Annotated in this window: 22 protein-coding genes and 1 tRNA gene; 10 read left to right on the forward strand and 13 right to left on the reverse strand. The window is 64.8% G+C overall.

Annotation, left to right across the window (positions count from 1 at the left end; all coding sequences use genetic code 11):
* The first annotated feature begins 230 nt into the window (after positions 1–230).
* Genes JQ616_RS09005 through JQ616_RS09015 form a run of 3 tightly spaced genes read left to right on the forward strand, consistent with a single transcriptional unit; the run spans position 231 to position 4833 of the window.
* Positions 231–1250 (forward strand): TRAP transporter substrate-binding protein, encoded by a 1020-nt coding sequence (locus JQ616_RS09005; RefSeq protein ID WP_212013774.1) that lies wholly within the window; start codon positions 231–233, stop codon positions 1248–1250.
* 22 nt (positions 1251–1272) lie between these two features.
* Positions 1273–3159, forward strand: coding sequence for a TRAP transporter large permease (locus JQ616_RS09010; RefSeq protein ID WP_212013775.1), 1887 nt, complete (start codon positions 1273–1275; stop codon positions 3157–3159).
* A 24-nt stretch (positions 3160–3183) separates the two neighbouring features.
* A complete protein-coding gene (locus JQ616_RS09015) occupies positions 3184–4833 on the forward strand; it encodes an acyl-CoA synthetase (RefSeq protein WP_212013776.1) in 1650 nt (549 codons plus the stop codon).
* A 180-nt stretch (positions 4834–5013) separates the two neighbouring features.
* Here the strand turns inward: JQ616_RS09015 and JQ616_RS09020 are convergent, their stop codons facing one another.
* From JQ616_RS09020 to JQ616_RS09055, 8 genes are all read right to left on the reverse strand, one after another.
* Positions 5014–5481 carry a MarR family winged helix-turn-helix transcriptional regulator gene (locus tag JQ616_RS09020; RefSeq protein ID WP_212013777.1) on the reverse strand — a complete coding sequence of 156 codons (468 nt, stop codon included), beginning with the start codon at positions 5479–5481 and terminating at the stop codon, positions 5014–5016.
* Positions 5462–6220 (reverse strand): nitroreductase family protein, encoded by a 759-nt coding sequence (locus JQ616_RS09025; protein ID WP_212013779.1) that lies wholly within the window; start codon positions 6218–6220, stop codon positions 5462–5464. The genes JQ616_RS09020 and JQ616_RS09025 overlap by 20 nt, the downstream gene beginning before the upstream one ends.
* Before the next feature lie 149 nt (positions 6221–6369).
* On the reverse strand, positions 6370–7176 hold the full coding sequence (locus JQ616_RS09030) for an MBL fold metallo-hydrolase (protein ID WP_212013781.1): 807 nt from the start codon (positions 7174–7176) through the stop codon (positions 6370–6372).
* Complete coding sequence (locus tag JQ616_RS09035) at positions 7173–7964, reverse strand: TatD family hydrolase (RefSeq protein ID WP_212014762.1); 792 nt, start codon at positions 7962–7964, stop codon at positions 7173–7175. The genes JQ616_RS09030 and JQ616_RS09035 overlap by 4 nt, the downstream gene beginning before the upstream one ends.
* Before the next feature lie 14 nt (positions 7965–7978).
* A complete protein-coding gene (gene metG / locus JQ616_RS09040; RefSeq protein ID WP_212013783.1) occupies positions 7979–9961 on the reverse strand; it encodes a methionine--tRNA ligase in 1983 nt (660 codons plus the stop codon).
* Between the two features lie 87 nt (positions 9962–10048).
* Positions 10049–11089, reverse strand: a complete 1041-nt coding sequence (locus JQ616_RS09045) for a DNA polymerase III subunit delta' (RefSeq protein WP_212013785.1) — start codon at positions 11087–11089, stop codon at positions 10049–10051.
* A complete protein-coding gene (tmk, locus tag JQ616_RS09050) occupies positions 11086–11772 on the reverse strand; it encodes a dTMP kinase (RefSeq protein ID WP_212013786.1) in 687 nt (228 codons plus the stop codon). Before tmk ends, JQ616_RS09045 begins: the two co-directional genes overlap by 4 nt.
* Before the next feature lies 1 nt (position 11773).
* Positions 11774–13033: a D-alanyl-D-alanine carboxypeptidase family protein gene (locus JQ616_RS09055; protein WP_212013787.1), complete on the reverse strand. Its 1260-nt coding sequence runs from the start codon at positions 13031–13033 to the stop codon at positions 11774–11776.
* A 162-nt stretch (positions 13034–13195) separates the two neighbouring features.
* Here JQ616_RS09055 and JQ616_RS09060 point away from each other — a divergent pair, with 162 nt between their 5' ends.
* Positions 13196–14131 carry an alpha/beta fold hydrolase gene (locus tag JQ616_RS09060; RefSeq protein ID WP_212013788.1) on the forward strand — a complete coding sequence of 312 codons (936 nt, stop codon included), beginning with the start codon at positions 13196–13198 and terminating at the stop codon, positions 14129–14131.
* An 18-nt stretch (positions 14132–14149) separates the two neighbouring features.
* Here the strand turns inward: JQ616_RS09060 and JQ616_RS09065 are convergent, their stop codons facing one another.
* Positions 14150–15079, reverse strand: a complete 930-nt coding sequence (locus JQ616_RS09065; protein WP_212013789.1) for a septal ring lytic transglycosylase RlpA family protein — start codon at positions 15077–15079, stop codon at positions 14150–14152.
* 863 nt (positions 15080–15942) lie between these two features.
* Here JQ616_RS09065 and JQ616_RS09070 point away from each other — a divergent pair.
* Positions 15943–16368 carry an NUDIX domain-containing protein gene (locus JQ616_RS09070; RefSeq protein ID WP_212013790.1) on the forward strand — a complete coding sequence of 142 codons (426 nt, stop codon included), beginning with the start codon at positions 15943–15945 and terminating at the stop codon, positions 16366–16368.
* Here the strand turns inward: JQ616_RS09070 and JQ616_RS09075 are convergent, their stop codons facing one another.
* On the reverse strand, positions 16369–16839 hold the full coding sequence (locus JQ616_RS09075) for a low molecular weight phosphatase family protein (protein WP_249136591.1): 471 nt from the start codon (positions 16837–16839) through the stop codon (positions 16369–16371).
* Positions 16840–16923: 84 nt separating this feature from the next.
* On the opposite strand from JQ616_RS09075, the gene JQ616_RS09080 reads away from it, so the two are divergent.
* Positions 16924–17013: transfer RNA gene (locus tag JQ616_RS09080), tRNA-Ser, on the forward strand.
* Between the two features lie 203 nt (positions 17014–17216).
* Positions 17217–17849, forward strand: a complete 633-nt coding sequence (locus tag JQ616_RS09085; RefSeq protein WP_212013791.1) for an SGNH/GDSL hydrolase family protein — start codon at positions 17217–17219, stop codon at positions 17847–17849.
* A gap of 22 nt (positions 17850–17871) precedes the next feature.
* On the opposite strand, the gene JQ616_RS09090 is transcribed toward JQ616_RS09085, so the two are convergent.
* Positions 17872–18792 (reverse strand): alpha/beta fold hydrolase, encoded by a 921-nt coding sequence (locus JQ616_RS09090; RefSeq protein ID WP_212013793.1) that lies wholly within the window; start codon positions 18790–18792, stop codon positions 17872–17874.
* A gap of 146 nt (positions 18793–18938) precedes the next feature.
* On the opposite strand from JQ616_RS09090, the gene JQ616_RS09095 reads away from it, so the two are divergent.
* Positions 18939–19409 carry a winged helix-turn-helix transcriptional regulator gene (locus JQ616_RS09095; protein ID WP_212013795.1) on the forward strand — a complete coding sequence of 157 codons (471 nt, stop codon included), beginning with the start codon at positions 18939–18941 and terminating at the stop codon, positions 19407–19409.
* Between the two features lie 85 nt (positions 19410–19494).
* Positions 19495–19662 carry a hypothetical protein gene (locus JQ616_RS09100; protein ID WP_016847764.1) on the forward strand — a complete coding sequence of 56 codons (168 nt, stop codon included), beginning with the start codon at positions 19495–19497 and terminating at the stop codon, positions 19660–19662.
* Positions 19663–19674: 12 nt separating this feature from the next.
* Here the strand turns inward: JQ616_RS09100 and JQ616_RS09105 are convergent, their stop codons facing one another.
* The gene (locus tag JQ616_RS09105; protein ID WP_212014766.1) at positions 19675–20493 is read right to left on the reverse strand and encodes an aminoglycoside phosphotransferase family protein; all 819 of its coding nucleotides are present in this window, start codon (positions 20491–20493) and stop codon (positions 19675–19677) included.
* Positions 20494–20676: 183 nt separating this feature from the next.
* Between JQ616_RS09105 and JQ616_RS09110 the strand changes: the two genes are divergently transcribed.
* Positions 20677–20934 (forward strand): hypothetical protein, encoded by a 258-nt coding sequence (locus JQ616_RS09110; protein WP_212013797.1) that lies wholly within the window; start codon positions 20677–20679, stop codon positions 20932–20934.
* 119 nt (positions 20935–21053) lie between these two features.
* Here the strand turns inward: JQ616_RS09110 and JQ616_RS09115 are convergent, their stop codons facing one another.
* On the reverse strand, positions 21054–22397 hold the full coding sequence (locus JQ616_RS09115) for a PQQ-dependent sugar dehydrogenase (RefSeq protein WP_212013799.1): 1344 nt from the start codon (positions 22395–22397) through the stop codon (positions 21054–21056).
* Between the last annotated feature and the right edge of the window lie 42 nt (positions 22398–22439).

Below are 22439 nucleotides of genomic sequence, written 5' to 3' on the forward strand. Positions count from 1 at the left end.
ACAGGACCGCAGCTTGGCGCCTGTCCTGACGGATCCCGACCATGGATCGCCTAGTCGTAGCAGCACGGCGAACCTCGCGCGCTCGTCTCGTCAGAAAGCCGATATTGCCGCGGCGTACGGACGCTGCAATAAGCCCCAGCTGTGCAGAGATCGCTGGTGACCCCACAGCATCAGGTCCGTATAGGATGGCATCTCAGAACAACAACAAGCCTCTCGAGGGAGCAACACCAATGAGCTTTTCACGACGCACGCTGCTGAAGGTTTCCGCCGCTTCCGCCGTCCTGGGCGGAATTGGCGCGCCGTATGTCGCGCGCGCCCAGTCGGCCGAGTTCTCCTACAAGTTCGCCAACAACCTGCCGGAGTCGCACCCGTTCGTGGCGCGCGCCCGGGAGATGGCGGCTGCGATCAAGACCGAGACCAACGGCCGGTTTGATCTCCAGGTGTTCCCGAACAGCCAGCTCGGTTCCGATACCGACATGCTGAGCCAGGTGCGCTCCGGCGGCGTCGAGTTCTTCACGCTGTCCGGCCTGATCCTGGCGACCCTGGTGCCGGCCGCCTCGATCAACGGCATCGGTTTCGCATTCCCTGACTATCCCACGGTCTGGAAGGCCATGGATGGCGAGCTCGGCGCCTATGTGCGCGGCGAGATCAACAAGGCCGGCCTCGAGGTCATGGAAAAGATCTGGGACAACGGCTTCCGCCAGACCACGTCGTCGACCAAGCCGATTACCGGCCCGGACGATCTCAAGGGCTTCAAGATCCGCGTGCCGGTGTCGCCGCTGTGGACCTCGATGTTCAAGGCGTTCGATGCATCGCCCGCCTCGATCAATTTCAGCGAGGTCTATTCTGCGTTGCAGACCAAGATCGTCGAGGGCCAGGAAAACCCGCTGGCGCTGATCTCGGCCGCGAAGCTGTACGAGGTGCAGAAGTACTGCTCGATGACCAACCACATGTGGGACGGCTTCTGGTTCCTGATGAACCGTCGTGCCTGGGCGGCGCTGCCTGCTGATATCAAGACCATCGTTGCCAAGAACGTCAATGCGGCGGCCGTCAAGGAGCGCGAGGACACCGAGAAGCTTAACGCCACGGTGAAGCAGGAGCTTACCGGCAAGGGTCTCGTGTTCAACCAGCCCGAGGTCGGGCCGTTCCGTGACAAGTTGCGGGCCGCCGGCTTCTACGCCGAGTGGAAGGGCAAGTACGGCGAGAAGGCCTGGGATCTGCTTGAGAAGTCCGTCGGCAAACTGTCCTGATCGATCAAGCGGGAGGCTTGCCATGGCGCATGTCGAGATGACGCCGGCCGTGGCCGGCGAGGCGGCGTCACAGCCCCCTCGCCGCCGCTCCGTTCTCGGTTCCATCGAAGCCGCGCTCGGGCTGCTGGTGGAAATTCCCGCGGCGATCCTCGTGGTCGCCGAGGTCGTCATCCTGTTCGCCGGCGTGGTGTCGCGTTACGTGCTGCACGCGCCGCTAATCTGGTCCGACGAGCTGGCGTCGATCCTGTTCCTGTGGCTGGCCATGCTGGGATCGGCGGTCGCGTTCCGCCGCGGCGAGCACATGCGGATGACGGCGCTGGTCGCCAGCGCCGGACCGCGGCTGTGGGCCTATCTGGATGTGGTCGCGACCTGCGCCGCACTGGCGTTCCTGATCCTGATCGTGCATCCGGCCTATGAATACGCGTATGAGGAAAGCTTCATCACCACGCCGGCGCTGCAGATCTCCAACACCTGGCGCGCGGCGGCGCTGCCGGTCGGCACCTGCCTGATGGCGCTGTTCGCGCTGCTGCGGCTGGCGCGGGTCGGCAGTTTCAAAACCTTCCTGCTGGCCGCGCTCACCGTGGTCGCCCTGATCGGCGTATTCTGGCTGGCGCAGCCGATGCTGCGGCCGCTCGGCAATCTCAATCTGATCATCTTCTTCGTCGGCGTGGTCGGCTTCTGCGTGTTCGCGGGCGTGCCGATCGGCTTTGCCTTCGGCATGGCGATCTTCGGCTATCTGGCGCTGACGACGCGGACGCCGCTGATGGTGCTGGTCGGCCGGATGGACGAGGGCATGAGCCACCTGATCCTGCTGTCGGTGCCGCTGTTCGTCTTCCTCGGCCTCCTGATCGAGATGACCGGCATGGCGCGCGCGATGGTCGCGTTCCTGGCGAGCCTGCTCGGGCATGTCCGCGGCGGCCTGCATTACGTGCTGGTCGGCGCCATGTACCTGGTCTCCGGCATCTCCGGGTCGAAGGCCGCCGACATGGCCGCGGTCGCGCCGGTGCTGTTTCCGGAAATGAAGGAGCGCGGCGCCAGACCGGGTGATCTGGTCGCCCTGCTCGCTGCGACCGGCGCCCAGACCGAAACCATTCCGCCGAGCCTGGTGCTGATCACGATCGGCTCGGTCACCGGCGTCTCGATCTCGGCGCTGTTCACCGGCGGCCTGTTGCCGGGCGTGGTGCTGGCGATCACGCTGTCGGGGCTGGTGTGGTGGCGCTACCGCGGCGAGGATCTCAGCCACGTGCAGCGCGCCTCCGGCAGCGAGATCGGCAAGGCGTTCGTGTTCGCCCTGCCCGCACTGGCCCTGCCCTTCGTGATCCGCTACGCCGTGGTCGAAGGCATCGCCACCGCGACCGAGGTCTCGACCATCGGCATCGTCTACGCCTTCGTCATCGGGCTTCTGATCTACCGCAAGTTCAACTGGCGGCGGCTGGTGCCGATGCTGATCGACACGGCGTGCCTGTCGGGTGCGATCCTGTTCATCATCGGTACCGCGACCGGCATGGCCTGGGGCCTGACCCAGTCCGGCTTCTCCCGGGCGCTGGCGGCGTCGATGGCGGGATTGCCCGGCGGGTCGGCGACCTTCATAGCGGTCTCGATCCTGGCCTTCGTGATCCTCGGCAGCGTGCTGGAGGGCATTCCGGCGATCGTGCTGTTCGGGCCGCTGCTGTTTCCGATTGCGCACCAGGTCGGCGTCCACGAGGTGCACTACGCCATGATCATCATCCTGGCGATGGGAATCGGATTGTTCGCGCCGCCGTTCGGCGTCGGCTATTATGCCGCCTGCGCCATCGGGCGCGTCGATCCGGCCGAGGGTATCCGGCCGATCTGGGGCTACATGCTGGCGCTGTTGATCGGCCTGATCATCGTCGCCGTCTTCCCCTGGATATCGATTGGTTTCCTCTAAAGCACCTTGCGGATGGATAGAGCCATGAGTGCAGCTCAGAACCAGTACTCGATCGGGTTGGACAAGACGCCCGCCAATTACGTACCGCTGACGCCGCTGAGCTTCCTGGCGCGGTCGGCCGCTGTTTATCCCGACCATCTCAGCGCGGTCTATGAAGGCCGCAGCTTCACCTGGAAAGCGACCTACGAGCGCTGCAAGCGCTTCGCGTCCTATCTCGCAGGCCAAGGCATCGGCCATGGCGACACCGTCGCGGCGATGCTGCCGAACATCCCGGCGATGAACGAGCTGCATTTCGCGGTGCCGATGACTGGCGCGGTGCTCAACGCACTCAACATCCGGCTCGACGCGGCGTCGATCGCGTTCCAGCTCGATCATGGCGGTGCGAAGATCATCCTGGTCGATCCGGAATTCTCGGGCGTGATCGCGGAAGCTTTGACCCTGATGCAGGGTGCAAAACCGTTCGTGATCGACGTCGATGACGCGGCGTTCGCCGGCGGCAAGCGGATCGGCGAGATCGAATATGAGGCGGCGGTCGCATCAGGCGATCCGGCGTTTGTGGAGCGTCCGCCGGCCGACGAATGGAATGCGATTGCGCTGAGCTACACCTCCGGCACGACGGGCAACCCCAAGGGCGTCGTGACCCATCACCGCGGCGCCTATCTCAACGCCGTCAGCAACATCCTCGCCGGCAATCTCGGCCAGCATCCGGTCTATCTCTGGACGCTGCCGATGTTCCACTGCAACGGCTGGTGCTTCCCCTGGACCATCGCGGCGACTGCCGGCGTCAATGTCTGCCTGCGCAAGGTCGATCCGGCCAAGATCTTCGAATTGATCCCGAAGCACGGCGTCACCCACATGTGTGGCGCGCCGATCGTCTACAACACGCTGATCAACGCGCCTGACGCGCCGAAGGCCGGCAAGGCAAAGCCCGTCGTGGGGCTGATCGCGGGTGCGGCGCCGCCGGTTGCGGTGCTCGAAGGGGCTGAAAGCATCGGCATCAGGCTGACCCATGTCTATGGACTGACCGAAGTCTACGGCCCCGCCTCGGTCTGTGCCGAGCAACCCGGCTGGGACGAACTGTCGGCGGATGCGCGCGCGCAGCTGAAGCGGCGTCAGGGCGTCTCCTATCCGTTGCAAGAAGGCGTCACGGTGCTCGACCCCGAGACCATGCGCGAGGTGCCGCGCGACGGCGAGACCATCGGCGAGGTCATGTTCCGCGGCAACATCGTGATGAAGGGCTATCTGAAGAACGAGAAGGCAACGCAGGAATCCTTCGCCGGCGGCTGGTTTCATACCGGCGATCTCGGCGTGCTCGACGAGCACGGCTACGTCATCATCAAGGACCGCTCCAAGGACATCATCATCTCCGGCGGCGAGAATGTCTCATCGGTCGAGGTCGAGGATGTCCTCTACAAGCACCCGGCCGTGCTGTTTGCGGCTGTGGTCGCCAAGCCCGATCCGAAATGGGGCGAAGTGCCCTGCGCCTTCATCGAGCTCAAGGACGGCGCCAAGGCGACCGAGGCCGAGATCATCGCCTATTGCCGCGAGCACATGTCGGGGTTCAAGACGCCGAAATCAGTGGTGTTCGGCGTGATCCCGAAAACATCCACGGGCAAGATCCAGAAATTCCTGCTGCGCAACCAGGTCGGATCGGCCAAGGCGATTTCGGCCTGACGGCGCCACATGCCCGCTGTCGTCCCGGGCTTGACCCGGGACCCATAACCACGAATGCCGATTGTGTTGCAACGCTGGAGCGACAGCTCGCTTCAACCACGATGCCTTGTGGTTATGGGTCCCTGCTCCCGTGCGCAATAGCGCACTAGGCAGGGACGACAGCGAATATGTGGCGCCGGCTCAGCCATCGGCTAGGCGGCCGAGCAGATCATAGAGCTGCTTCCTCTCGTTCGCCTTGAGCGGCGCCAACGTCGTTGCGGTGCATTCGATCTCGATCGGGATCAACTGCTCGATCAGCGCGGTGCCGGCCGCGGTCAGGTCGATCAGGATCAGCCGCTTGTCGGTCGGATCGCGCCGGGTCGCAACCAGCCGCCGCTTCTTCAGCCGCAGCACGACGTCGCGGATATTGGCCGGCTCCATCGCCACCAGCCGCCCGAGTAAATTCTGCGACAGCGCACCGCGTTCGTAGAGCCGGGCCAGCGTCGCATATTGCGGAGCGGTCAGATCATACGATCCGATTCGCTCCACCAGATTGGACGACGCGCGCTGATAGGCCCGGCGCAGCAGGAAGCCGACCTGGTCCTCCAGCCGGTAGTCCGACGCGAGGCGCCTGGCTGGCGCCGCTGCCTTAGTCGACGTTCTCGGCATCGCGGTACATCACCTTGTGGCGTTGAGTTGACACCCATTCGTCGATCTCTGCTTCCGTCATGAAGTGCTGATCATCGAACCTGTTCCAGTTGCTGATCTCGGAAAGGCTCTTCTTCCAGCGCTTGTACGGCGGCTTGGCCGGCGGCCCGAAGCACATGATATCGAGCACGGATAGTTCCTCAGGGATGCCGAGCAGCGGCTTCATCGCCTGCTGCGCCTTCTCCTGCCCGATCGCGGTCACCCACCACACGTTATAGCCAAGGGCCGCCGCTGCGAGATGCGCCGACATGGTCGCCGCCGCCACACTCTGCAGCAGAATGCGCTCGGCATTTTCCTTGTACATCTTGTCGAGATCGGAGCCGTCATTGAGCACGGGAAACGCCTTGACCCAGCGGAAGTCGCTGGCGACCACGATGAAGCCGGGCGCCGACGCCAGGCCGCGATAATCGGGTGTCGGGAATTTCATCTTGAGCCGCGCGCGTGCGACCTGCTCCTCGCGAAAATACTCCGTGATCCGGTTCTTCAGGTTCTGGTCGGTGACGGCAATGAAGTGCCAGGGTTGGGCATTGGCGCCCGACGGTGCGTGCCGCGCCGCTTCCAGGATCATGTCGTAATGCTCAGGCGGCATCACGTAACTGGAGTCGAAGGCCCGGGTCGTCAGCCGGTTCTTCACGACGTCCATCAGTGCGTCATATCGCGTGCGATCGGTGTAATCCCGCGCTGCCGCAGCGTCCGTCATTGAGGCCTCCCGATATTGTTATGATCATAACGATATCGACAATGCGCAAAACGTCAATGCCCGGCTGCAGGGTCGGGGCGATTGTCACGAGCGGAACCGCGCCCACCCGGCGGTGCGCGAGGTCCGACCAGCTCTAGACGATGTGAGGTTCAGCCCGCCCGATCGAGCGTCAGCCGCATGCCGTCATAGGCCGGGATCACGCCGGCCGGCAGGCTCTGCCGCAGCACCTCGTAGTCGAGGTCGGAATGCATGTTGGTGATCACGGCGCGCTTCGGCTTGAAGCGCTCGATCCACGATAGCGCATCGGCAACGCTGAAATGGCTGGGATGGGGCGCGTAACGCAGGCCGTCGACGATCCAGAGATCGAGACCTTGCAGCGCCGGCCAGCTCTCCTCGGGAATGTCGTGCAGATCGGGCGAGTATGCGGCGTCTCCGATGCGGTAGCCGAGCGCGGGGATGTTGCCATGCCGCACCAGGAAGGCCTCGAGCTTCAGCGGACCGCCCTTCCCCTGCACCGTGTGGCTCTCGCCGGCCTCGATCGAATGCCGGGTCAGGATCGGCGGATAGTCGCTACCCTCCGGCGAGATGAAGCAATAGGAGAACCGCGCCATGATGTCCTTGGCGGTCGACTGGTTGAAGTAGACCGGGATGCGGCGGCGCTGGTGCAGCACCACGGAGCGCAGATCGTCGATGCCATGGGTCTGGTCGGCGTGCTCATGGGTCAGGAACACCGCGTCGATATGCTCGACATTGCCGTCGATCAGCTGCTCGCGCAGGTCAGGCGCGGTATCGATCACGACCCGCGTGGTGCCGTGCTCCATGGTGCGTTCGGCCATGATCGAACAGCGGCGGCGACGGTTCTTGGGATTGTTCGGATCGCAGGCGCCCCAGCCGAGCGCCGGGCGCGGCACGCCGGCGGACGAGCCGCAGCCCAGAATGGTCAGTGTCAGCGTCATGCAGCAACCTTCGGCGCCGGCACCTTGGAGAACAGCCGGAAGAAGTTTTCGGTGGTCTGCCGCGAGATCTCCTCCAGGGAGACGCCGCGGGTTTCGGCGAGCACCTTGGCGACCTCGACGACATAGGACGGCTCGTTGCGCTTGCCGCGGAATTTGCCGGGCGCCAGATACGGTGCGTCGGTCTCGACCATGATGCGGTCCGCGGGCAATTCCGCCGCCAGTGCGCGCAGCGCTTCGGACTTCTTGAAGGTCAGGATGCCCGTGAACGAGATCGAGAGCCCAAGCGCGATCGCCTTCATCGCGAGCTCGCGCCCGCCGGTGTAGCAGTGCAGCACCGCCTTGAACGGCCCCTTCGCGACCTCGTCCTCCAGGATGCGGCCGCAATCCTCGTCGGCCTCCCTGGTGTGGATCACGAGCGGCAAGCCGGTTTCGCGGGCAGCCGCGATGTGCGCGCGAAAGCCGCGCTCCTGCGCCTCGCGCGAACCGTGCTCATAGAAATAGTCGAGCCCGGCCTCGCCGAGTGCCACGACCTTCGGATGCCTGGTCAGCTCGATCAGCTCGCTGGCCGGGATGCCGTCCTCTTCGTCGGCATGATGCGGATGGGTGCCAACCGAGCAGTAGACGTCGGGAAAGCGCTCCGTGATCGCAAGCAAGCCGCCGAGCCGCTTCACCCGGGTCGAGATCGTGACCATGCGGCCGATGCCGGCCGCTTCGGCGCGTCCGACGATCCCGTCGAGATCATCGGCGAAGTCAGGAAAATCCAGATGGCAGTGACTGTCGACCAGCATGAATTTCGAACCGCTCATTCGGTCTTCGGTTCCACGTAGCGCGGGAACACGCCGACCGGCGCCGGCAGCGCCGTGCCCGGCTTGATCCGCTCCGCGATCGCCGTGAAGCCGCGCGCATCCGCCGGGATGCCGAGGCTGTCGAGCATCTTCGCGCAGGACTCCGGCATCACGGCCTGCGCCATGATCGCGATCTGGCGCACGACTTCGGCGGTAACGTAGAGCACCGTCTTCTGGCGAGCCGGATCGGTCTTGGCCAGCGCCCACGGCGCCTCGCCGGCAAAATAGCGATTGGCCTCGGCGACCACGGCCCAGACCGTATTGAGCCATTGATGGATCTGCTGCGTGGCCATCGCGGTCCGCGACGTCTCCAGCATGGCGTCGGCCTGCGCCAGGATCGCCTTGTCGTTGTCGCTGAATTCGCCGGGCTCCGGCAGCACGCCGCCGAGCTGCTTGGCGATCATCGACAGCGAGCGCTGCGCCAGGTTGCCGAAATCATTGGCAAGATCGGCATTGATACGCGCGACGATGGCTTCGTGGTTGTAGTTGCCGTCCTGGCCGAACGGCACCTCGCGCAGGAAGAAGTAGCGCACCTGGTCGACGCCGTACTGGTTGGCCAGATTGAAGGGATCGACCACATTGCCGACCGACTTCGACATCTTCTCGCCCCTGTTGAACAGGAAGCCGTGCGCATAGACCCGCCTCTGCAACGGGATGCCGGCCGACATCAGGAAGGCCGGCCAGTACACCGCGTGGAATCGGATGATGTCCTTGCCGATGATGTGCACGTCGGCCGGCCAGTAGCGCCAATGCTTGTCGCTCTCGTCGGGATAGCCGACGCCGGTGATGTAGTTGGTCAGCGCGTCGACCCAGACATACATCACATGCTCGGGGTCGTTGGGAACCTTGACGCCCCAGTCGAAGGTAGTACGTGAGATCGAGAGATCCTTCAGCCCGCCGCGCACGAAGCTCATCACCTCGTTGCGGCGCGAGTCCGGGCCGATGAAATCGGGCTGGCTCTCATAGAGCTGCAACAGCCTGTCCTGGTAGGCCGAGAGCTTGAAGAAATAGCTCTTCTCCTCGACCCATTCGACCGGCGTGCCCTGCGGGCCGCGACGGACATTGTCCTCGCCGACCGTGGTCTCATCCTCGGCGTAATAGGCCTCGTCGCGCACCGAGTACCAGCCGGCATAGGCGTCGATGTAGATATCGCCATTGTCCTGCATGCGGCGCCAGATTTCCTGTACCGACTTGTGGTGAGCAGGTTCAGATGTGCGGATGAAGCGGTCGAACGAGACATTGAGCCGCTCGTCCATCTCCTTGAATCGCGCGGCGTTGCGGGTCGCGAGATCGTGCGGCGTCATCCCCTCGCCCTGCGCGGTCTGGATCATCTTCTGGCCGTGCTCGTCGGTGCCGGTCAGGAAGAACACATCCTTGCCGTCGAGCCGCTGGAAGCGCGCCAGCGCATCGGTCGCGATCGCCTCATAGGCGTGACCGATATGCGGCTGGCCGTTCGGATAGGCGATCGCGGTCGTGATGTAGTAGGCGTTGCCGCGATCTGCGGGGAGAGCCGAAGCGGATGCGGAAGCCGCCGAGGCGGGCTTTGCGGCCTTGGGCGGCTTCGGCGCGCGAACCGCTGCCGGTCTCGGCGCCTTCTCGGCAGCCGGAGCCTTCGGCGGAGCGGGCTTCTTCGCAACCGGTGCGACGGTCGCTGCGGCTGCCTGCTTCGGCGCGGCCTTGGTGGCCTTGGCGGCAGCTTTCTTGACCGTCTTCTTGGCCGTCTTTTTCGCAGCCTTCTTCACGGTCTTTTTGGCAGCCTTCTTCGCTGCCGACTTCTTGACTCCCGTCTTGGCCTTGGCGGCCTTCTTCGCCGTCTTGGTGACGCGCCCACCCTTCTTGGCCGCGCGTGACTTCGCCGCGGTTTTCCGGGTCGCGCGAGCGGGCGATGCCTTCTTCGTCTTCTTGGACTTCTTCGACGATTTCTTCTTAGCGGGCGCCACCACGGAATCCTTTGCAGATCGAAACGAGATTGTCGGGAGTGTCGTCAGACAGATGTTTTCAGACCGACGTGTTGTGAGACGATGTGTCTATCGGGTCGCGTCCGCGAGCATCGAAAACACCGAGAAAACCAGCGGCTTGCGCTCCAGATTGTAGGCTTCGGTATCGCGCGCGGCGCGGACGATCTTTTCCCATACCTCCGCCAGCCGTGCAAGGCGCGGCAGATTGGCATTGACGTCGCCGGTGCGCATGCGCTCGCTCATCCAGCGGTCGATGCTGTCGATGAAGGCGGCGAGCGCGACGCGGTCGCTGGTGCCGAGCGCGTCGCCCAGCGCGTGCAGCTCGCGCGGATCGACGCTCGGCAACGTCGCCAGCAGCGCGGCCGTGCGCTGCTGCAGCTTCAACGCGTCGCCGCCGAGCAGCGAGAGTGCCCGCCCGACGCTGCCCTCTGAGGCTGCCGCGGCTTCCAGCAGCGCGGGATCCTCAGCGTCGATATCGGCTGCGGCAGCGGCTGCGCGCACGACATCATCGGTCTCCAGTGGTCGCAGCAGCAATTTGCGGCAGCGGGACAGGATGGTCGGCAGCACCCGCGACGGTGCGTGACTGACCAGCAGGAACAGCGACTGCTGCGGCGGCTCCTCGAGGATTTTCAACAGCGCATTCGCAGCGTTGGGATTGAGCTCATCGACGGTGTCGACGATGCAGACGCGCCAGCCGTCGACCGCGGCGGTCGAGCCGAAGAACGAGATCGTCTCCCGCGTCTCGTCGACCGTGATCACGGTGCGCATCACGCCGCGGTCGTTGAGGCCGCGCTCCAGCACCAGGAGCCCGCCATGGGCGCCCGCCGTGATCTGCCGCGCCACCGGATCTGTGGGATCGACCCGCAGCGTCGGCGCCGCTTGGACCTGGGACGATTTCGGATTGCGGAACGCCAGCGCGAAGCGCGCCATGCGGTAGGCCAGCGTCGCCTTGCCGATGCCCTGCGCGCCGCCGATCAGCCAGGCGTGCGGAATCCGCCCGCTGCGATAGGCATCGAGCAAGGTGCTCTCCGCCTCGCGGTGCCCGAACAGATCGGACGTTTCGCGCGGATGGCGAGCCGGGCTCTCCTGTTCGACCTTGCGCGCGCTCATGCCGGACTGTCCGCCGTGAGTGTTGCACGCAGATGCTCGCGCAGCGCGGCCCATATGCTGGCCGTGACCGTGTCCGGATCGGGGGTGGCGTCGATCAGGATGCAGCGCTCCGGGTCTTCGGCCGCGATCCGGCGGTACGCGTCGCGCAAATCCTGATGGAACTTGATGCCCTCGGCCTCGAAGCGATCGGCGGTCGCGTTGCCGCGGCGCGCGGCGGCGCGTTGCAAACCAATCTCGACCGGCACGTCGAGGATGAAGGTCAGATCGGGCTTGAGATCGCCGATGGTGACGCGCTGCATGGCATTGACGAGGCCGGCCGACACCTGCCCGAGCTGGCCCTGATAGGCGCGGGTGGAATCGAAGAAGCGATCGCACAGCACCCAGATGCCCTGGTTCAGCGCCGGCAGGATCACGGTGCGGACATGGTCGTCGCGCGCGGCGGCGAACAGCAGCGTCTCGGCCTCGGGCCCCAGCAGCTTGCCCATCCCTGACAGCACGAGGTGACGGATGATCTCCGCGCCGGGCGAGCCGCCGGGCTCGCGGGTCACGATCGCGCGCAGCTTGGCGGTATCGAGCCGCTCGGCGAGCTTGCGGATCTGGGTCGATTTCCCGGACCCCTCGCCGCCCTCAAAGGTGATGAAGCGACCGCGCAAGCTCGGCCGTTGGAGTGCTGCTTCCGCCATGTCAGAGCTTCTCGACGCCTGCGCGGAACATTCCGATCACCAGCTCCTGGGCACCGTCCAGCGCACGGCGCATCGTCGATCCGGTGCCGACTGCGTCCGCAGCGTAGACCGGCGTCTCCACCGCGACATTGGCGCCGCGCCAGACGCGCACCACGCCGATCTTCTGGCCGGCCGTGATCGGCGCCTTGACCGGGCCATTATAGATGACGCGCGCGAGCAGCTTGTCGTTGCCGTTCTTCGACACCATCACCTTGATCGGATCGGGGCTCACGAGCTTGACCGAGCGGCTCTCGCCGCCGAACACCCGGGCGTAGCCGACCGGCTGATTGGCCGCGATCAGGACCCGGGTCTCGAAGCTGCGGAACCCCCATTCCAGCATCTTCTTGGCTTCGGTGGCGCGATCTTCGGAATCCTCGAGGCCGTTGACCACCACGATCAGCCGCGTGTCGTTCTGCACCGCCGAGCCGACCATGCCGTAGCCGCCCTCCTTGGTGTAGCCGGTCTTCAACCCGTCGGCGCCCGGCAAGGCATTCAGCAGCGGATTGCGGTTCTGCTGGCGGATCTTGTTCCAGGTGAATTCCTTCTCGCCGAACAGCTTGTACCGTTCCGGGTAGGTCAGGATGATGTGCCGCGCCAGCACCGCGAGTTCCCGCACCGTCATCTTGTTGGCGGGATCGGGCAGCCCGTTGGAATTGCCGAACGTCGACTTGGTCATGCCGAGCTCGCGGGCGCGCTTGGTCATGAAGTCGGTCGCGAACGTATGCTCGTTGCCGGCAATGCCTTCGGCGAGCGCGATGCAGGCATCGTTGCCGCTCGGGATGATCGCGCCATGCAGGAGGTCGTCGACCGAGACCTTGCTGTTGATCGCCGCGAACATCGTCGAGGTGCCGGATGGCGCGCCGCCCCGCCGCCAGGCGTTCTCGCTGATCCGGTACTCGTCCGTCAGCTTGATGTCGCCCTTCTTGATGGCGTCGAACACCACCTCGGCGGTCATCAGCTTCATCATGCTGGACGGCGCCCGCAGCTCGTCGGCGTTCTTCTCGAACAGCACGCTGCCCGAGGAAGCCTCGACCAGGATCGCGGTCGGCGCATCGCCGTCGAACCCGCCCTCTTCCTTCTTGGCGCCCTGGACGCTGTTGTTGGCGGCGTAGACCACGCCGCCGCAGCCGATCGCCAGCGCGACCGCAGCCGCGACCAGGCCGCGCCAGTACCGCCCGGCGCGAGCTGATAACGTGCGGGGAACTGCGGTTGGGGCTGGCATCGGCGATGTCCTGAAAGACTGCGTTCTAACAGCTGGAAGTACCGCAAACAACTGAGGTTTCAGCGCTTGTGCACGACCGGCTGGATTGCCGGCGGCAATGAACGTCCGTATCTTCGGAACCAGCTAGCGACAGCAGAACCGGCAAACAAGGCGGAAACGCGAATGTCATCCTCCCGCACCATTTCCGCCAACGGCATCGACATGTTCGTGCGCGAGGTAGGCGAAGGCCCCTTGGTCGTGCTCTGTCACGGCTGGCCGGAACTGTCCTATTCGTGGCGGCACCAGATCGCAGCGCTCGCCGCGGCAGGCTTTCGGGTCGCGGCCCCCGACATGCGCGGCTTCGGCCGGACCGGCGCACCGGCTGACGTCGGCGCCTACACGATCTTCGACACCGTCGGCGACATGGTCGCACTTGTCGCTGCACTCGGCGAGAAGCAGGCTGTCATCGTCGGCCACGATTGGGGCGCGCCCGTCGCCTGGCACGCGGCTTTGTTCCGTCCTGATGTCTTCACCAAAGTTGCCGGCCTTAGCGTGCCCCCGCCGTTCCGCGGCCGCGGCCGTCCGCTGGAAACCCTGCGCGAAAGCGGCATCACCAATTTCTATTGGCAGTACTTCCAGCCGCCAGGCGTGGCCGAGGCCGAGTTCGAGCGCGACATCGCCCACACCATGCGGTTGGTGCTCGGGCGCGGCGTCTCCGACCCGAGCTCGATGTTCGTCGACGAAGCCAAGGGCTTCCTCGGCAAGCTGCCGACCGGGATGCCGCTGCCGGCTTGGATCACCGAGGCCGACATCGCCGAATTCGCCGAGGGCTACCGGCAGTCCGGCTTCCGCGGCGGCCTGAACTGGTACCGCAATCTCGACCGCAACTGGGAGCTGACCGCGCCCTGGCAGGACGCGCAGATCCATCAGCCGTCGTTGTTCATCGCCGGCTCGAACGATTCGGTCATCACCGGGCTGATCGGCGCCAAGCGGGTCGCGGACATGGAGCGCGTGCTGCCGAACCTCAAGCAGAAGCTGATCATCGAGGGCGCCGGCCACTGGATCCAGCAGGAACGCCCCGACGAGGTCAACGCGGCGCTGATCGCGTTTCTGAAGTGATCAGAGGAAGTATTTGATTCAGTAGAGCCCGCGCCCGCTCAGCACTTCGGCGGGGCCACGCGCGTCGATCGGCACATAGGCGGCTGCCGGGCTCGGGGTTGCCGCATAGCGCGGGTCGCCTTCGTAGGAGACTTCGCGCTGATTGTTCGCGACGCGGCGGTGCGACCGGCTCGAGGCCGACATTTCGGACGTCGCGTTGGCCGAAGCGTAGTCGGCCTGGGTGTTGCCGAGGCTGTACGGCCGCCCTTCGGGCAGCGGGACATCGCCGCGGACCCGGCCCGACGAGGACGACATTTCGGGCAAGAATGGACGTGCCGAGGCGACACGGACCATCGACGGTGACGGCGCCGGCGTGCCGGTGCGCAACGTCGCCATCAGCTGGCGGTCGTCGGAGCCTTCGAGTGGGGCCCGGCCGACATATTCGACGCGGACGCGGGCGACGCCATTGCCTTTGAAATCAAGCAGTTCGGCGGCTTTGTTCGAGACGTCGATGAGGCGATTGCCGTGATACGGGCCGCGGTCATTGACGCGGACGATCAGCGACCGGCCGTTGCTGAGATTGGTGACCCGCGCGTAGCTCGGCATCGGCAATGTCGGATGGGCGGCCGTGAGCGAGCCCATGTCGAACACCTCGCCATTGGCGGTCAGGCGGCCGTGGAAATCATCGCCGTACCAGGACGCCATGCCCTCGGCGCGGTAGTTCTCGTTTTCCTCCGGCACATAGGTGCGGCCGGCCACGACATAGGGCTTGCCGACGCGATAGGTGCCGCCGCCCTTCGGCACGGGATCGCCCAGCGCCACGACCCGCGGGCTCGACGACACGCCGTATTTGGGATCGACCCGGCTGGCGAGGTTTGTGTTGGCGCAATTGGCGAGGACGAGGCACGTCGCCACCGCAGCGGCGCTGCGCGCCGTCCGGATCATCGAATCTGGCCGTCTAGTCCCCATCTGCCCCAAGTACCATTCTGCCGGCCCCGCACCTACTTCGAAGCGCTGGGAACGATTCTGTCACTGTGCGGCCCACCTCCGCACCGGATGGTGAAGATATCGCAACCGGAACACGGCGGAAATGGGGAGAGCCGTCCGGCGGTGGCGTCTTGGTGAATGGTCTGTTGCGCCTCCTCCGTCGTTCTACGGACCGCATTCCCTGCAAAACGCCCTCGCCTGTCCCGCGATCAGACACACTGTTGCAGCAAATCATCAGTCGGGGGGCATCTTGGATTCCAACAATTGAATCTTTTTGACTGTGCAAGGCTGCAATCGTTTTCTCCTCCGCGTGGGGCGCAAAGGAAGTTTGCGATGATCGAGACGGTTACAGCGGTGATGGGCCTGGTGAGTGCGGCGATCTTCTTGGCGCATGCCGTGGAAGGCTATCGGTACCGGGCCTGACGGTCCGTTGAAAGGCGGAAGGACGCGTCACCTCTTTCCAGGAGTGAAGTTCGGAAAGCTTTAATCAATTCGGATGAGCATCGGTTGAAAGCAGGTGTATCATGCGTAATCACGATTTGGTCTCCGACGGGTTCCTAACCCTGACCGCAGCAAGCCTCGTGCTGCTGTGCTCCAGCCTGCTGGCGTTCGCATTCGGCTGAACGCGCGATGCTCTGGGCGCGATCCGCGCTCGCGCGACGACAGGCATCCCTCGCCGACCGGTGGTCGGCGCCAATCCCGAAATCCCCATAATACCGGTCCGGCATAAGCCCGGCGATCTGCGACCTGTCTTGCCCGAGATCGCGTCGGCATGGCGGATGCGCTGTCTTCTCCCGGCCTCACGCATCGTGCACGCTGCACGTTCGCAGGGAGACGACTGACGGATGACCGGCCCGGTAAGAGAGGGAACGTCCGCGCTCCTCATCAGCACGGATGGCCGGCTGCTCCTGCAGCGGCGTGACGACCTCCCCCACGTTTCCGACCGCGGAAAGATCAGCCTGTTTGGTGGCCGGCGCGAAGGTGCCGAGAGCTTCCTGGAATGCGTCGTTCGCGAGATCCACGAGGAGATTGGCTACTATCTGCCGCCTGAGCGGTTCGAGCTGATCGGCCGGTATTCCGGACCGGATCATGTAACCCCAGGCGGTACCTTGCACGGCGAGGTGTTCCTCGCCCGCGACGTGCCTGTCGACCAGCTGACCGTGACCGAAGGCCGCCTCGAGATCGTCGCCATCGACGACCTCGAACGGATCAGCGGCTTGCTCGCGCGCCCTGCGGAGTATGCGCTGGCGATCTTCCTGAATCGCACGTGATCATCCGAGGGACGACACCAACTCGCGGACGAGATCGTCGAGCATCGCCAGCGCGACCACGGGATGGGCAACATCGATATCGTCGACGTGCCAATACGTCACCCTGTCGGCGACTTCAGGGAACCGGCGCTCGATCAGCGGACGGTGCTCCGCCTCCTTGAGCGCGATCACGAGGTCGACACCGTCGAAATCGGCCAACGAACAGGGCTGCGGATAGCGCGTTGCGCCTTCCGGAACGATGCCCTCCGCGCGGAGGCGGTCATCGGCGAAGACTGACATTGGCCCGACATTGTCGGGCGAACCCCGTTCGGCCGCGCCCCTGGAGAATGCGCGCCACGGCAGGTTTTCGGTCATTGCAAGGTGGTTGAACAGCTCCTCTGCATATCGGCTTCGGTAGTAGTTGCCGGTGCAAAGGAAAAGGACACGCTTCATGTTCAAATTCAGTCTGTTGGCTGCCGGTGAACCGAGCAAACGACCTATCCGACACCAGTGTTCTTGCCAAGTTCGCGTTGCGTTCGGCGCCGCCCTACGGTAAGGGCCTGATCAGATCGATCCGGAAGGGTGGCCGAGTGGTTTAAGGCACCGGTCTTGAAAACCGGCGTGCCCGCAAGGGTACCGTGGGTTCGAATCCCACCCCTTCCGCCAGTCTCTGCGCACGACTCCTATGGGCGCAGAGCCGCTGCCAACGCGATCACCCAACATCAAATGGATGGCCGCACCAAACGGTAACGGGCTGCGCGCTGCTGTATCCGGCAACCTCTTTGGAAGCGCGTTCCGCGAAACGTGAACGTTGCGGTTGTTTCCAAACATTGCTTGGGCTTTCGCCGCGATGCTACGTCCGAGACGCAATGCGTCGCGCGCTTCCCTGGGTTTTGGCCATCATTTTTCTGGTTGGCTTTGTCGCTTCCTTCACTGAACTGCAGCGGATGCGCACTCGCTTTGGTGAGGTGTCCCAACATCGCTTTCACGATCATGCCGCGGTGCGCGAATTCATGATCCGGGCCGCGCTCACCGGTGCGACAGCACCGATCGTGGTGCTTGGCGACAGCATCACTGAAATGGCTCCGTTGCCGCGGCAGCTTTGCGGACGTCCGGTGATCAATGCCGGCGTTGGCGGTCAGACCATCCGGGATGCAAAGCAGCTTGCCCCGCGTCTGCTGGAGGACCAGGGCGCGTTCCTGCTCGTCCTCGCAGTCGGCGCGAACGATGCCGGATCGCCAACGGCGCAACGCGACTTCGCCGACCTCATCGATACCGTCAAGCCGCTGTCGACGCGACCGTTGGTGGCGATTGCCGTCGCGGCCGACGGCGCGACCAATCAGGCGATCGAAGTGGCCGCAGTCGCGCGCAACATTCGCTTCATTGACCCGCATCTGCCGTCCGGCGCGAAGATGTCAGACGGCATTCACTTCACCGCTGCCGCGTACAAGGCCTGGGTGCCGGCGCTCGAGGCAGCGATCTCGGCGGAATGCACCATGTGATGCGCCTTCGATCGGACACGTCTCACGTCTGCCGGACGAACTCCGCGATCAGGCCGGAGAGCTCCTGCGGGGCATCCTCGAAGCAGTAGTGCCCGACACCGGCAAGACGCCTGACCGGGGCCGCCGGGAAGATCGCGGAAAACAGCGGCAGGAAATGCTCGGCGCGCAGCGTGCGGTCCGCCTCGCCCCAGATCGCGAGCGCGGGCTTGCTGCGGATCAAACGGTCGGCAGCGGGATCGGGCGCCGCGAATGTGTGTGCACCGGTGGCAAAGCCCTTGGCCCACCCGATCGCGCCGAGACAATCGGCTGGACGCGCGAAGGGCGCGCCGTAGGCCGCGAGCCAGGCGTCGGTGATGACGGCGTTGTTCTCGAAGCCGTTGAGTTTCAGCGTGCTCAGGATGTTGAAGCCGAGCTGTCCAAGCACCGGCTCGAGCTCACCATTCGCCTCGGCTCTGGCGATCCATTGAAACCAGGGCGAGACCTCGGCGTTTGCGACGACACGCTCGAACAGGTCGCGCTGCCCGAACGGCGTCGGCCCGTTGGCCGAGATGATGCGCCGGATCCGATCCGGATGGCGCGCGGCGAACCCCATGCCGACGGGGCCACCGAAATCATGCATGACGAGGGTGATGCCGGTGAGGTCGAGCGCGAGGACCAGCGCTTCGAGATTGTCGACATGGTCCTGCAGCCAATAGCTGCGCTGCGCCGGCGTCGCGCTCTTGCCGAACCCCATGTGATCCGGAACGACCACACGGTGGGTTGCGCTCAGCACCGGCACCAGGTGGCGGAACAGATAGCCCCAGGTCGGCTCGCCGTGCAGGCACAGCACCACCTCGCCGTCCCGCGGGCCTTCGTCGAGATAGTGCATCTGGAAGCCCGGAGCCGCGCTGAAATGCGGCGCGAACGGAAAGCTGCCGTCGAACGTGGCGTCGGCTTGGATCATGGCGAACCTCATGAGGTTTTAACTTGAAACCACCGTGTATCGCTTGAGGTTTTAATTTGCAACCGATATATCGGGCTGACGATAGGACGCGGCTGTGACGCCGGGCCGATCGACCCGCGACACCAGGAAACGTCAGGCGAAGCACGATGGCCAAGAGAGTGAGCCACAGCGAGTCCTTGTGCGGCGTGGCCCGGCCGCTGGATGCGATTGGCGACTGGTGGTCGCTTCTGATCGTCCGCGATGCGTTCGATGGGCTGCGCCGGTTCGGCGAATTTCAGAAGAGCCTCGGGCTTGCCAAGAACATCCTCTCGGCCCGGCTGCGCAATCTTCTCGCGCACGGCATCATGGAGACGGTGCCCGCGGCCGACGGCAGCCCGTATCAGGAATATGTGCTGACCGAGAAAGGACGCGGGCTCTTCCCTCTCCTGGTCGCGCTCCGGCAATGGGGCGAGGATTTCTTCTTCGACCCCGACGAGGCGCATGTGCTGCTGGTCGACAAGAAGAACGGGCTGCCGGTGCGGCGGCTCGAGTTGCGCGCCCAGGACGGACGCGTCGTTGGCGCCGAAGACACGATGGTGCAGCTGCCGCCGGCGTTGCGCTCAAACGCGACCGCATAACAAGCGACGCAACGTTCGCGCGTCGCCGACAGCAACCGGATCTTAACCCTCCTTGCCGCAGCATCGGCGCGTGGAGGTTCGACCAATGCAGACATTCCGGATTTCGCTGAGCGATGGCACGCGGCAATTCCACACGGCGATTCAAGCGCCGGATCCCGCCTCCGCGCGCATCAAGGCCGCCTACTTCTTCGACATATCGAAGTGGCGAATCCTGAGCGTGTCGCTGAGTGGAGCGAGCGCCGCGGCGGCATAGCCGCTGCGCGCCCTACGCCATCCGGTCGAGCTCGGCTGCGGCAAGCCTTGCAATCTTCAGGTCGATTTCGGCGAGCGGGTCACCGTCGCCGAGAAACCATGCCGCCGACAGGCCGGTCCAGGCGACGATCCATGACAGCAGGCGTCGGCGATCGAGCCGCGCTGCTTCCACGACAACGTCGAGACGCCGTGCAAACCGTCCGGGCTCGGTTGCGAGCGGCCGCGCCGGATCGGCAAGATCCGGATTGGTGAAGATGTTGGCGAAGTCGAAGCCGCGCTCGCCGACGAGATGCTTCGGATCGATCGCGAGCCAGCCCCGCGCGCCGAAGTCCAGCACATTGTCATGGTGCAGGTCGCCATGCAGCACCACGATCTCGCGCTGATCGCCGAGTAGCGCTTCAGCGATCTCGGCCGATCGGTTCAGGATGCCGCCATGCGTCCTCGCTGCGGGCCATAGCTCGCGAAACCAGGACGTGAGTGCCGTCAGGTCCGGCTGTGGTTTCCCGCGCGGGGCATGAAGCCGCTCGGCGGTTGCGCAGAGAATTCTACAGGCCTCGTCATCGCGGCCGGTTCGCGCCATTTCGCTAAGGGAGGCCGAACCCATCGCCCGTTCGAGCAACAGCGCCTCGCCGTCACGGGCAAGGACGCGCGCCGCACCATCTCCATCCCACCATTGCATCACCAGGGCGCCGAGGCGTTCGTCCGGTTCGTGCGAGAGCTTGAGCATGGCCGGCTCACCGTGCCGCCGCACCGGCAGCAACCGTGCAGCATGGGTTACGATCGGATCGCCGTCGGGCACGAGGCTCCAGGCCGAGAGATAGGGTTCGAACATCTGGCTGGCTGATTGGGATGAAGGCACGTGACCGCCGTTCTAATCATAGCCTGCGCGCGTTGCCATGCTGGTTCCCTGCGGCGCATCGCGGCAGTTTCCTGCGACCCTGCCCATGTTGGCTGATGACAGCCCCCACCCTTCTCGCGCTACAATGTCGCAGCCGGTATGACGGAGGATGTGGCGATGCCGCGAAAGGGAATAACCGGACACGACGAGTGGGTGGTCACGGAGGCCTTGGCCACGGCGCTGGTTGCGCTTGAACAGCTGCCGTCAAGGCATCAGCCGCGCGCGCATATGGAGGATGTCCGGAAAATCCTGACCGCGAGATGCGAGGCCGGCGCCGTCACGCTGCATCTGGCGCAGGCCAAGTGCCGGTTGTCTCCGGATACCGACCCGCTCACGATCTACGAGGAATACGGCCTCAAGGACGGACTGGGATAGCGGCAGCCGATCGAACGGCTAGAGCATGATCCGGAAAAGTGCGAAGCGGTTTTCCGAAAAGATCATGCTTAAACAAGAATCTAAAGCGCGATGACGCTTCAGCCTGATCTCATCGCGCTTTAGTCGTGGCTGACGCGCCAGATCGTGCCGTTGCCATCTTCGGAGACCAAGAGTGCGCCGTCGCGCGCCACGGTCACGCCGACCGGGCGGCCCCAGACCTCATTGTCGCCGATGACAAAGCCGGTGACGAAGTCCTCATACTCGCCGGTCGGCACGCCGTCCTTCAGTCTAATGCGAATGACCTTGTAGCCGGTGCGCTTGGATCGATTCCACGAACCATGTTCGGCGGCAAAGGCATCGCCGCGATACTCGGACGGAAAGTTGCCGCCGGTGTAGAAGGTCAGGCCAAGCGAGGCGGAGTGCGCCTGCAACAGCACATCGGGGACAGTGACCTTGTCCTTCAGATCGGGACGCGCGCCGGCATGGGCCGGGTCCTCGTTGGCGCCGATATAGTACCAGGGCCAGCCATAGAACGCGCCCTCGCGGATCCGCGTCACATAGTCAGGCACGAGGTTGTCACCGCGGCCGTCGCGCTCGTTGGTCGAGCACCAGGGCGTGCCGCTACCGGGCTGGATCGCGAGCCCCACGCAGTTGCGGATCCCGGTGGCGAACAGCTTCTGGTTCTTGCCGTCGGGATCGAAGGCGAGCACCGCGGCGCGGTCGGTCTCGGCTCCCCACGCTGCACCAAGCGCGTGGTCGCGGCTCCAGGCCTCGATGCCGCCAGGCGGCTGGCCAAGCCCCTCGCCTGCGTTGCCGGCGGAGCCGACCGACACCAGCATCCGCTTGCCGTCAGGCGTGAACACGATGTCACGCGTGGAGTGGCCATAACCATGCGGCAGATTGGCGACGACCGTCTCGGGCTTTCCCTGCGCCTTGAGATCGCCGTTGCGATAGGCAAAGCGCACGACGCTGTCGGTGTTGGCGACATAGAGCCATTGCGGATTATCGCCGCTCGGGAAGAACGCGACGCCGAACGGCCGGTTCAATCCGGTGGCGTAGACTTCATTGGTAGCAGGCTTGCTGGCGCCACTCTCGCTGCGCAAGACGCGGATGCGGCCGGGGCCGGTTTCCGCAACGAAGATATCGCCATTGGGTGCGGTCCGGATGATGCGCGGGCCGCTCAACCCGCTCGCAAACAGCTCGATCTTGAACCCCGCCGGCACCTGCGGCACCGCGGAGGCAGGCCTCTGCATCACGCGCGACGAATTGCTGCTGGAGGCCGTAGCACCCGGTCTGGGCAAGTCCTGCGGTGTGATCAGGCGCACCGTGCCGGGCTTGTCGCGCTGCCAGTCGCCGAACGCCTCCGCGCCCTTGAGCACCGGCTCGGCGCCTGCCCGGGTGATACCGATCGCTGCGAGGATGAGGACCGACAGACCAGCGCCGGCAAGTTTTGCTTTATGCATATGCTCCTCGCGTGAAATCCAATCAGCCACGCAATTCATAGC

Origin of the sequence: Bradyrhizobium tropiciagri, assembly GCF_018130545.1 — a bacterium.
GTDB classification, from domain to species: domain Bacteria; phylum Pseudomonadota; class Alphaproteobacteria; order Rhizobiales; family Xanthobacteraceae; genus Bradyrhizobium; species Bradyrhizobium tropiciagri_A.

What these genes read in the sequence shown, in the direction of transcription:
- JQ616_RS09055 (WP_212013787.1), bottom strand. Translation starts at nt 13,033, where the DNA reads ATGCCAGCCCCAACCGCAGTTCCCCGCACGTTATCAGCTCGCGCCGGG.
- JQ616_RS09105 (WP_212014766.1), bottom strand. Translation starts at nt 20,493, where the DNA reads ATGTTCGAACCCTATCTCTCGGCCTGGAGCCTCGTGCCCGACGGCGAT.
- JQ616_RS09110 (WP_212013797.1), top strand. Translation starts at nt 20,677, where the DNA reads ATGCCGCGAAAGGGAATAACCGGACACGACGAGTGGGTGGTCACGGAG.
- tmk (WP_212013786.1), bottom strand. Translation starts at nt 11,772, where the DNA reads ATGGCGGAAGCAGCACTCCAACGGCCGAGCTTGCGCGGTCGCTTCATC.
- JQ616_RS09010 (WP_212013775.1), top strand. Translation starts at nt 1,273, where the DNA reads ATGGCGCATGTCGAGATGACGCCGGCCGTGGCCGGCGAGGCGGCGTCA.
- JQ616_RS09035 (WP_212014762.1), bottom strand. Translation starts at nt 7,964, where the DNA reads ATGCTGGTCGACAGTCACTGCCATCTGGATTTTCCTGACTTCGCCGAT.
- JQ616_RS09025 (WP_212013779.1), bottom strand. Translation starts at nt 6,220, where the DNA reads ATGACGGACGCTGCGGCAGCGCGGGATTACACCGATCGCACGCGATAT.
- JQ616_RS09090 (WP_212013793.1), bottom strand. Translation starts at nt 18,792, where the DNA reads ATGATCCAAGCCGACGCCACGTTCGACGGCAGCTTTCCGTTCGCGCCG.
- JQ616_RS09065 (WP_212013789.1), bottom strand. Translation starts at nt 15,079, where the DNA reads ATGGGGACTAGACGGCCAGATTCGATGATCCGGACGGCGCGCAGCGCC.
- JQ616_RS09005 (WP_212013774.1), top strand. Translation starts at nt 231, where the DNA reads ATGAGCTTTTCACGACGCACGCTGCTGAAGGTTTCCGCCGCTTCCGCC.
- JQ616_RS09030 (WP_212013781.1), bottom strand. Translation starts at nt 7,176, where the DNA reads ATGACGCTGACACTGACCATTCTGGGCTGCGGCTCGTCCGCCGGCGTG.
- JQ616_RS09115 (WP_212013799.1), bottom strand. Translation starts at nt 22,397, where the DNA reads ATGCATAAAGCAAAACTTGCCGGCGCTGGTCTGTCGGTCCTCATCCTC.
- JQ616_RS09020 (WP_212013777.1), bottom strand. Translation starts at nt 5,481, where the DNA reads ATGCCGAGAACGTCGACTAAGGCAGCGGCGCCAGCCAGGCGCCTCGCG.
- JQ616_RS09060 (WP_212013788.1), top strand. Translation starts at nt 13,196, where the DNA reads ATGTCATCCTCCCGCACCATTTCCGCCAACGGCATCGACATGTTCGTG.
- JQ616_RS09015 (WP_212013776.1), top strand. Translation starts at nt 3,184, where the DNA reads ATGAGTGCAGCTCAGAACCAGTACTCGATCGGGTTGGACAAGACGCCC.
- JQ616_RS09070 (WP_212013790.1), top strand. Translation starts at nt 15,943, where the DNA reads ATGACCGGCCCGGTAAGAGAGGGAACGTCCGCGCTCCTCATCAGCACG.
- JQ616_RS09095 (WP_212013795.1), top strand. Translation starts at nt 18,939, where the DNA reads ATGGCCAAGAGAGTGAGCCACAGCGAGTCCTTGTGCGGCGTGGCCCGG.
- JQ616_RS09085 (WP_212013791.1), top strand. Translation starts at nt 17,217, where the DNA reads ATGCGTCGCGCGCTTCCCTGGGTTTTGGCCATCATTTTTCTGGTTGGC.
- JQ616_RS09045 (WP_212013785.1), bottom strand. Translation starts at nt 11,089, where the DNA reads ATGAGCGCGCGCAAGGTCGAACAGGAGAGCCCGGCTCGCCATCCGCGC.
- JQ616_RS09100 (WP_016847764.1), top strand. Translation starts at nt 19,495, where the DNA reads ATGCAGACATTCCGGATTTCGCTGAGCGATGGCACGCGGCAATTCCAC.